The sequence below is a fragment of the Spirosoma litoris genome, assembly GCF_054776755.1.
The window spans coordinates 1-1633 of record NZ_BAAHBI010000081.1 but is presented as its reverse complement, the minus strand read 5'-3'; the positions used below and the strand labels follow the sequence as shown (position 1 = coordinate 1633).

The following is a 1633-nucleotide window of genomic DNA, read 5'->3' as shown; positions in this document are numbered from 1 at the left end:
CTACTACGCAACCTGCCAGGTGGGTAGTTGTGAGAGCGGGGCTTCCAACCCGGTAACGGTGGTTGTCAATACGGGAACGGGCACGAGTCCAGTGGTAACCGCTTCGACGCAGCAGGTTTGCATCAGTGGGGTTGTCACGTTGACGGCCACAGGCTGCAACGGCGGCACGGTGATCTGGTCGGATGGTCAGCAGGGAGCGATTGTCTCGGTAACGGCAACGACTGGTAACCACGAGTTCTATGCCCTCTGTAAAGACGCGGGTCAGTGTGGTACGGGTAAATCGAACGTGATTGCGGTAACGGTAACGGCGTTGCCAACGCCGGAGGCTGTTTGTAGTACAAGCGCCATCTGTCCTGGTGAAGAGGTAACCCTGACGGTGCAAAATTGCCCCGGTACCCCTCACTGGAGCACGGGCGAAACGACGGCCAGCATTATCGTAAAACCAACGGTAACGACGGGTTACACCGTGTACTGTACGATGAATGGCTGCACCAGCCCAACCTCGAGTTCGTACGTGATTACGGTCGTACCGGTTACGGCCCCCACGATTACGGCTTCGGCTACCGTGGTTACAGCGGGTGGATCGGTAACCCTGACCGCCAATGGTTGTCCGGGTACGGTGATCTGGTCGGCGAATGACATCTACGGAAACAACACAGGTAGCTCGATCGTGGTCCGCCCCGAAGGGACGCAGAACTACTCGGCTCAGTGTAAGTACCGGACCTGTCTAAGCGATCCATCGAACACGGTCACGATCAATCCTGGAAACTGCCTGGTTAACGCCGGTGGATTGACACCGGTGAATGGCAATGTGTGTGCTGCCAGTAGCACTACCGCGCTGGTAGCGGCAACACTAAGTGGTGGTCTGGTTCAACCCAATGGCTACTCGGTAGTCTACCTGTTGGCGAAAGAGGGTGTGATTCAGCAAAGCGGTATCACTCCTCAGTTCAGTGTACCATCGGCGAATGCTCACTACTCGATTCATACGCTGGTTTATAACGGAACATCGGGTGATGCTAATTACTTCGCTCTGTCTTCGATCAACCTGGGGGTTACCCGAACAACGGATGTGGGGCAACTGATTAGCCACCTCTGTGCGGCCTTCGATGCCACGGGTGCCAAGGTGAATGTAGGTGTCGTTGATGCACCTTCCCTGTCGAGCAATGCCCTAACGGTTTGTAACGGTGGTACGGTTTCGGTAACCGCCACAGGTTGCGCTACCGGTACGGTGAAATGGTCGGATGGTAAAGAAGGGGCTGTCTATGAGACATCGGTATACACCGAACGTTGGCTAACCGCTATCTGTGAAGTGGCTGGTTGCCCAAGTGCTCCTTCGGCTACGCTGCGCATTAGCCTGGGTACACCCGCCGTGCCGATTATCGTGAGTACGCCGTCGATTTGCGTCGGTGAAACGGTCTCGCTGACGGCAACGGGTTGCGGGGGTGGAAATTATCTCTGGTCGGATGGCAGTACAACGGGGTCCCTCCAGACCGGAGCCATCCTGACCGTAACGCCAAGCCAGGATGCTACCTACCGCGTGAAGTGCAAGTTGGGTGATTGTGAAGGTGACTGGTCGGCGGCTACAACGGTTCATGTCGGTAAGCCAGCCACACCAACACTGTCGCTACAAGGC

Annotated in this window: 1 pseudogene; it reads left to right on the top strand. The window is 56.4% G+C overall.

The window, feature by feature from the left end:
• Positions 1-1633, top strand: a pseudogene (locus ACYVGR_RS37540) (hypothetical protein); the annotation flags it as partial.